Origin of the sequence: Streptomyces sp. NPDC059443 (genome assembly GCF_042750105.1) — a bacterium.
Taxonomy (GTDB): Bacteria; Actinomycetota; Actinomycetes; order Streptomycetales; family Streptomycetaceae; genus Streptomyces.
On sequence record NZ_JBHYVM010000017.1, the window covers coordinates 46,837 to 54,692 of the forward strand.

The 7,856-nt window shown below is 72.0% G+C and carries 7 protein-coding genes; 4 read left to right on the top strand and 3 right to left on the bottom strand.

The annotated features are described in order from the left end of the window. Positions 1 to 104: 104 nt before the first annotated feature. Positions 105 to 2,048 (bottom strand): bifunctional glycosyltransferase 87/phosphatase PAP2 family protein, encoded by a 1,944-nt coding sequence (locus ACFXDJ_RS18330; protein WP_384849679.1) that lies wholly within the window; start codon positions 2,046 to 2,048, stop codon positions 105 to 107. 221 nt (positions 2,049 to 2,269) lie between these two features. Here ACFXDJ_RS18330 and ACFXDJ_RS18335 point away from each other — a divergent pair, with 221 nt between their 5' ends. Next, a complete protein-coding gene (locus ACFXDJ_RS18335) occupies positions 2,270 to 2,623 on the top strand; it encodes an antibiotic biosynthesis monooxygenase family protein (RefSeq protein ID WP_384660195.1) in 354 nt (117 codons plus the stop codon). Positions 2,624 to 2,740: 117 nt separating this feature from the next. Here ACFXDJ_RS18335 and ACFXDJ_RS18340 read toward each other — a convergent pair whose 3' ends face one another. Next, positions 2,741 to 3,136, bottom strand: a complete 396-nt coding sequence (locus ACFXDJ_RS18340) for a nuclear transport factor 2 family protein (protein ID WP_384660193.1) — start codon at positions 3,134 to 3,136, stop codon at positions 2,741 to 2,743. Positions 3,137 to 3,242: 106 nt separating this feature from the next. On the opposite strand from ACFXDJ_RS18340, the gene ACFXDJ_RS18345 reads away from it, so the two are divergent. Continuing rightward, complete coding sequence (locus tag ACFXDJ_RS18345; protein ID WP_384660191.1) at positions 3,243 to 3,788, top strand: GNAT family N-acetyltransferase; 546 nt, start codon at positions 3,243 to 3,245, stop codon at positions 3,786 to 3,788. A 67-nt stretch (positions 3,789 to 3,855) separates the two neighbouring features. On the opposite strand, the gene ACFXDJ_RS18350 is transcribed toward ACFXDJ_RS18345, so the two are convergent. After that, entirely contained in the window at positions 3,856 to 5,913 is a 2,058-nt protein-coding gene (locus tag ACFXDJ_RS18350) for a DHA2 family efflux MFS transporter permease subunit (protein WP_384660188.1), read from the bottom strand. Between the two features lie 186 nt (positions 5,914 to 6,099). Here ACFXDJ_RS18350 and ACFXDJ_RS18355 point away from each other — a divergent pair, with 186 nt between their 5' ends. Further along, complete coding sequence (locus ACFXDJ_RS18355) at positions 6,100 to 6,933, top strand: peptidoglycan-binding protein (RefSeq protein ID WP_384849601.1); 834 nt, start codon at positions 6,100 to 6,102, stop codon at positions 6,931 to 6,933. A gap of 133 nt (positions 6,934 to 7,066) precedes the next feature. After that, entirely contained in the window at positions 7,067 to 7,741 is a 675-nt protein-coding gene (locus ACFXDJ_RS18360) for an HAD-IA family hydrolase (protein WP_384660183.1), read from the top strand. The last annotated feature ends 115 nt before the right edge of the window (positions 7,742 to 7,856 follow it).

Genomic DNA, 7,856 nt, shown 5'->3' on the forward strand with positions numbered 1-7,856 from the left:
GCGGGAGCCAAGCAACCGGCGGACCATGGCAGAACGCGGCGATCCAGCGCGAAGGGGTGCCGGGACGGGCTGCTACACCGCCCCGGCACCCCTTCGTCGTCGCCTCAGGCGTTCGTGCGCTCCCCCGCACCAACCCGCTCCGGCACCCGCGGCCGCGGCACGGCCACCCCGGCCGGAACAGCGGCACCCCGGGGACCGGAGAGCACGTAGACGAGCCCGAAACCGGCCCCGACGACGACCGCTCCGCCGACCGCGTCGAGCACCCAGTGGTTGGCGGTGGCGACGATCGCGCAGACGGTGATCGTCGGGTGCAGCGCCCCCAGCAGCTTCTGCCAGCCCTTCGGCGCGAGCGTGACGATCACGACCCCGCACCACAGCGACCAGCCGAAGTGCAGCGAGGGCATCGCCGCGTACTGGTTGGAGATCGCCGTCATGGCCCCGTAGCTCGGGTTCGCCAGGTCCTGCACCCCGTGCACGGTGTCGATGAAGCCCAGGTCGGGCATCAGGCGCGGCGGCGCGAGCGGGTACAGCCAGAAGCCTATGAGGGCGAGCACGGTGGCCAGGCCCAGGGAGGCCCGCGCCCAGCGGTAGTCCTTGGGGCGGCGCCAGTACAGGACGGCCAGGATCGTCAGCGGGACCACGAAGTGGAAGGAGGTGTAGTAGAAGTTGAAGAACGCCTCCAGCCAGGGCGTCTTCGCGACGGCGTGGTTCACGGCGTGCTCGATGTCGATGCCGAGCGCCTTCTCGATGCCGTGGATCTGGCTTCCGTTGCCCTCGGCGAGGCTCCGGCCGGTGGGCGCGGCGGCCCGGATGTACGAGTACAGCGAGTACCCGACCCGTATCAGCAGCAGCTCCAGCAGCAGGTTCGGACGCGAGAGCACGCGCCGCCAGAACGGCAGCAGCGGGATCCGCGCCCACCGCGCGGGGGCGGGCCGCCCGTAGGCCGTCGGCACGGGCTCGCGCCAGTACGGGGACGAGCGCGGCAGGAACGGCACGGCGCAGGCCGCCGCGACGGCCGCGAGCAGCAGCACGTTGTCCCGTACGGGGGCCAGCGCGGCCAGGTTGGGCAGCAGTACGTCGCTCGGCAGGGTCATGGCGAGGACCACCGCCACCGGCCACACGGGCCGGTCGGCGGCCCGCTTGCCGACCTTGCCGGCGACGGCGAGCAGCACCCAGAGCAGCTGGTGGCGCCACCCGGTCGGGGACACGGCGACGGCCACGCAGCCGGTGATGGCGACGGCGAGCAGCAGCTGCCCGTCGCGGGCGTAGCGGGCGGCGCGGCGCAGGCCGAACCAGGCGACGGCGGCCGCGAGGGCGAGGTAGAGCAGGATCTCGCCGGGGCCGGTCAGGCCGAGGCGCAGCAGCGCGCCGTGCACGGACTGGTTGGCGAGGCTGTCGGGGGCGCCGCCGAGGCCGGTGCCGGCCAGGTGCCGGACCCAGTACGTCCACGAGTCGTGCGGCAGGGCCGCCCAGGACAGCGCGGTGGCTCCGGCGAAGGTCGCGGCGGCGGCGCGCGCGGTGGGCTTGCGCCCGGTCAGCCACAGCAGCGGGGCGAAGAGCAGCAGCGCGGGCTGGAGGGCGGCGGCGAGCCCGATCAGGAACCCGGACGGGCGGTCGCCCGGGACCCGGAACACGGCCAGCAGCACCAGCAGGACGGGCAGTACGGCGGTCTGGCCGGGCGAGGCGGCTTCGCGGACGGGCAGCGAGACCATCATCAGCGCGACCAGCACGGGCGCGGCCAGCAGCGCGGTGCGCCGGGGCACGGGGTCGGGCAGGCCGCGCGCGGCGACGAGCCCGATGGCGGCGACGAACAGCAGGGTCACGCAGGTCCAGGCCACCTCCAGGGAGGGCGTGGCGAAGCCGAGGAGCGGCTTGAGGACCAGCCCCGCGAAGGGGGTCCCGGTGAACTGGCCGTTCTCGTAGAGCAGACCCGGCAGGCTGCCCGCGGTTCCGGGGAGGTGGAAGTCGCTGAGCCACTCGCCCGGTGGCACGCGCAGCACCACGGCGGCCTGCCTGACGGCGAGCAGCCCTGCCAGCGCCCACAGCATGAGGCGTGCCGCCCCGAGCCTGCCGCCGCTACCGCCTATGACCCCGGCATGTCCGTTCGCACCACTGTGCTCCGCCGCGTTAGCCACGCCTCGCCGGCCTCCCGCCCTGTTGACCGCAACCCTGACTTTGCCTGGCTGCCGCGTTTGATACCGCGATTCATACCGCGTCCTTCATTTACCCGGACGACGATATCCCCCGCGCGATACCTAGGATGGCGTGCATGAGCATCGTGAAGATCAACGCCCTCACCGTCCCGGCCGAACAGCGAGAGGTCCTGGAGCAGCGGTTTGCCTCCCGAGCGGGCTCCGTGGAGGGCTCGGACGGGTTCGAGTGGTTCGAGCTGCTGCGGCCCGTCGAGGGCACGGACCAGTACCTGGTGTACACGCGCTGGCGCTCCGAGGAGGACTTCCAGGCGTGGATGGAGGGCCCGATGAAGGCGGCCCACCAGGGTGGCGGCGCGGCGGCCGGGGCAGCGGGCGGCGCGGGTGGCGGCGAGCGCCCGAAGCCTGCTGCGACGGGGTCGTCGGTGTGGTCGTTCGAGGTCGTGCAGCAGGCCGCGCCGAAGCAGGCCTGATCGACGGAGGGGCCCGGAGCGGATGCTCCGGGCCCCTCCACGTCTCATCCGATTCTCACGTCGGCGCTTCCTTCGGCTCCTCCGGCTCCGTCAGCTGCTTCAGCTGCTTCAGCTGCTTCAGCTCCAGAAGGCGTCGCTCTCCTCGATGCTCTCGGTGCAGACGTCGAGGTCGCTGTACTTCCCGCCGACGATCGTGAAGAAGATCCCCTCGTGGATCTCGATCCCGCGGTCGCCGCGGTCCGCGCGCGTTGTGTGGAAACTCATGGCGTGACCGCGGCCGTCGGCGAGCACTTTGTCCAGATGGACCTGGAGCGTCCCCTTGGTCTCCTCGCCCAGCCGGCGGTAGAGGTCGAGGACCGCCTCCCGCCCCTTGTGGTGCCCGGAGATGGGGCTGCTGCCGGGCATGTGCTGGATGACGTCGGCCGTCATCATCGCGCCCAGCTTCTCCATGTCGCCCTGGTTGAAGGCCTCGTAGCCGCGACGGACCAGGACACAGTCAGGATGCTCCGACATGACGCTTCACGCCCTTCGTGCGCACGGTTTGCCCTTTTTCCTATCATCGGCCCGAGCCTGTGGATATTCCACGCGAGGCGGCTCCGTCCGGCTCCACAATGACGCCATGACCAGCAACGAGAAGACCCCGACCACCACCATCGCCACCCCCACCGCCTCTGCGACCGCCACGGCCTCATGGCGGGTCGTCGCCGAGGCGTTCACCACCCCGGACGCCACCGCGCTGCGCCGCGCGTACTACGCGGAGGTCGCGGGCCGGTACTGGGAGCGGGACGTCACCGAGGCCGAGATCGACCAGGGGCTCCTGGACTTCCCGGACGACGAATTGAGGGCGCCGACGGGGCGGTTCGTGGTCGGCAGGCTGGACGGCCGGCCCCTGGCCTGCGGAGGCATACGTCTCCTCGACCCCGCCACGGCCGAGCTCACCAGGGTGTACGTGGACCCGCGCGCCCGCGGTACCGGCGGCGGCGCGGCCCTCCTGCGGGCGCTGGAGGAGGCGGGCCGCGAGCTGGGCGCCGAGCGCGTCCGGCTGGACACCCGGTCGGACCTGGTGGAGGCCCGCGCCTTGTACGCGCGTCACGGGTACGCGGAGATACCCGCGTACAGCTCCGGCCCGTACGCCCAGCACTGGTTCGAGAAGCACCTGGTCTGATCCGGCCTGCCCGCCCGGCCTGCCCGCCTGCGACTTCGGGCGGCCGGGGCGGCTGGCCGGGGCGGGGTCAGGGCGTGGCGGAGTGGTCCCGGCGCGACAGGGCCTCGTAGGGCTCCTCGGAGTCGGATCCGCAGAGCTCCGTGTTGAGCTCCGCGACCAGTTTCGACAGGTCGGTCGGGCGGTCCGGGCCCCACCAGTCGCCGAGCAGTTCGGCGAGCGAGTCCTGGCGGGCGGCGGACAGCTTCAGCGCGCTCTCCCGGCCCTTCTCCGTCAGGATCAGCGGCAGCCCGTCGCGGACGGCCAGCCCGCGCTCCTCGATCTGGCGGGCCGCGTCCGTGATGGCCTTCAACGGCACGATGGTCCGCTCGGCGAGCACGGCGGGTTCGGCGGAGCCGTACTTGTTGATCCGCAGCAGCAGCCAGCTGGAGGCGGGCAGCAGGTCGTAGCCGGCCTTCTCGGTGATCTTCTCGTAGACGTGCTTGCGACCCTGGAGGGTCCCGAGCACCGACAGGGCGCGGGCGACCTCGTCCCGTGAGGAGCGGTGGACCGGGTTCGAGGCGAGGGTCTCGGTGACATCGGGCGCCGTCACCGAGCCGCGCAGCTTGTCCTCCTTGAGGAACCAGGCCACGACGAAGGCCACCAACACCACGGGTGCGGCGTACAGGAAGACGTCGGTGATGGAGGTGGAGTAGGCGTCCAGCACCCTCGGACGCAGGGCGGGAGGGAGGGCCGCGATGGCCCGCGGGTCGGCCTCCAGCCGCGAGGCGTCCACCCCGGGCGGCAGCGGGAGTCCGGCCAGTGCGGCGGCCAGTTTGCCGTCGAGCCGGTTGGTGAAGATCGTGCCGAAGATGGCGACGCCGAAGGAGGCGCCGATGGAGCGGAAGAAGGTGGCACCGGAGGTGGCGACTCCGAGGTCGGCGTAGCTGACCGAGTTCTGCACCACCAGTACGAGCACCTGCATGACCAGTCCGAGGCCGGCGCCGAAGACGAAGAAGTAGGTGCTCATCTCCCAGGTGGAACTGGTGCGCTCCAACTGGTGCAGGAGCAGCAGCCCGACGGCGGTCACGGCCGTGCCCGCGATCGGGAAGACCTTCCAGCGTCCGGTGCGGCTGACGATCTGGCCGGAGCCGGTGGAGGTGATCAGCATGCCGAGCACCATCGGCAGCATGTGGACGCCCGACATGGTCGGCGAGACGCCCTGGACGACCTGGAGGAAGGTCGGCAGGTAGACCATCGCGCCGAACATCGCGAAGCCCACGACGAAGCTGATCAGCGAGCAGAGGGTGAAGGTCCGGATCCGGAACAGCTTGAGCGGGAGCACGGGCTCCACGGCCCGCCGCTCGACGAGGACGAAGGCGATCAGCAGCACGACGCCCAGTACGGCCAGTCCGATGATCTGCGGGGAGCTCCAGCCCCAGGTCCCGCCGAGGGAGGCCACGAGCACGAGGCAGGTCGCGACGGAGGCGATGAGGAAGGTGCCGAGGTAGTCGATGGTGTGCTTCTCGGAGCGCACCGGGATGTGCAGGCTCGCGGCGATGACGACGAGCGCGACGAGACCGATGGGGAGGTTGATGTAGAAGACCCAGCGCCATGACAGGTGGTCCACGAACAGCCCGCCCAGCAGCGGACCGAGCACGCTGGTCGCTCCGAAGACCGCGCCGAAGAGGCCCTGGTACTTGCCGCGTTCGCGCGGCGGGACGATGTCGCCGACGATCGCCATCGACAGCACCATCAGCCCGCCGCCGCCCAGGCCTTGCAGCGCGCGGAACCCGATGAGCTGCGGCATGTTCTGCCCGAGCCCGCACAGGGCGGACCCGATCAGGAACAGCACGATGGCGTACTGGAAGAGCTTCTTGCGCCCGTACTGGTCCCCGAGCTTGCCCCAGAGCGGGGTGGCGGCGGTCGAGGCGAGCATGTAGGCGGTGACGACCCACGAGAGATGGGCCATCCCGCCGAGATCGCTGACGATCGTGGGGAGGGCCGTCGACACGATCGTCTGGTCGAGTGCGGCGATCAGCAGTCCCAGCAGCAGTGCGCCGATGGAAACGAGCACCTCGCGCGAGGCGCGTTCGGCGCCGGGGCCGGACTTCCTCGGGCCGGGCTCCGTGGCCACGTCCTGAACCATCGGCTCCTCCTCAGGGCTGATCGACTACTCCATCCTGAGCGGTGTGTCCGGTTATGGCCTGTCGGGCGGTTGGGAGGGGCTCCGCGGGTCTGCATAATCGCTGGCAGTGGCCAGGGAGGGGTACCAGTGAGCGCTGAGCGCTGTCCAGATTGCGGCGCCGTGAGAGACGACTGCCGATGCGAGTCCTTGCGGATCCGCCCGTACGTCTCGCTGCCCGACCTCGGCCGGACCGGCGCCCCGCCGCCGGAGGCCCGTACGCACCCGGAGGCGCACACGCGGCCGGTGCCGCACGTGCGGCCGGGGACCCATGCAACCGGTGCGACCGGTGCTTCGGCGGAGGCCCACACCCCGGCGTACGGGACCCCGGTGGCGGCGACGGCGTCGACCTCGGCGTCCTGGCCTGACGAAACGATTCAGCTACGCCCCGTCCCGGCACCCGGCCACACGCCCGGCGCGGCTCGCGCGCGCCGCCGCGTACGTGCCCTGCCGATCGCCGCGGCCGTGACGGTCATCGCCACCGCGGCCCTTGCCGTGACGGCCTTCTCGGGCTCCGGCAAGCCCGATCCCGAGACCGTCCTCCTCGACGTGAAACCCACCTCTCCCCTGACGGGCCTACCGTCGGCCGCCCCCGCGCAGACTTCGGCGAGCGCCAAGCCGAGCCCGTCCCTCTCCCGCTCCCCGAGCCCCTCCCGCTCCGCCTCGGCCTCCCCGTCCCCGACACCGACCCCCAGCCCGACCCGCTCGTCGGCTCCGGCGGTCACCCCCTCCCCGACCCCGAGCCGCCCGGCGAGCTCGCCCCCGCCGTCGCAGGCGCCCACGCTCCAGTACGGGGACTCGGGCCCGGAGGTGGAGAAGATCCAGCGCCTGCTGTCGGCCCAGGGGTACTACCGGGGCAAGTTCGACGGAAAATTCGGCGATCGGACGCGGTCGGCGGTGTCGACGTTCCAGTGGGAGAACGGCGTCGAGGGCGACCCGTACGGGGTCTACGGCCCGCAGACGCGCCGCGCCTTGGAGGGATAGAACACACCTCCTCGGGTGGCGCGGACCCCCCTCCACTTTGTATCCTTCAGGAACAAAGTGGTTCCGTCCTCAATCCCTGACCGGTGGACGGAACCACTTGTTCTCTTTTCCCGCCCCGTCTGGAGCCCCACCCATGCAGGTCACCACCGCGAACGCCGTTCTGACCGCCAAGGCCCTGCTCCTGGACATGGACGGCACCCTCGTCAACTCCGACGCGGTGGTCGAACGCTGCTGGCACGACTGGGCCGTCGCCCACGGACTGGACCCGCGGGAGGCCCTCAAGGTCGTCCACGGCCGCCAGGGCTACGCCACGATGGCGATCCTCCTCCCGGACCGCCCGATGGAGGAGAACTTCGCCGAGAACACGGTGATGCTCGCCCGCGAGACCGCCGACACCGACGGCGTGGTCCCGGTCGGCGGAGCCCCCGAGTTCATGGCGGCCATCAGCGCCCTCCCCCACGCCCTGGTCACCTCCGCCGACGCGGCCCTGGCCGCGGCCCGGATGACCGCGGCGGCCCTGCCCATGCCGGAGGTCCGGATCACCGCCGAGTCCGTCCGGGCCAGCAAGCCCCACCCCGAGGGCTTCCTGAAGGGCGCCGCCGCCCTCGGCGTCGACCCGGCCGACTGCATCGTCTTCGAAGACTCGGCCGCCGGCATCGCCGCCGGCCGGGCGGCGGGCATGCGCGTCATCGGCGTCGGCCCCCGCGCCGCCGCCCACGCCCCCACCGCCCACGTCCCCGACCTGACGTCCATCGAAGTCACCACCTCCCCGACGGGCCCCATAACCCTCACCCTCCGCCCGTCCTAAACCCCACCCCCGGGCCCCAGGGCCGCCACCCACAGGGACAGCCCGAGCCACGGACCGCCCGACTCGCGGGCCGCCCGGGGCCACGGCCGTCGGAGCCGCAAGGCCTCTGAGCCAC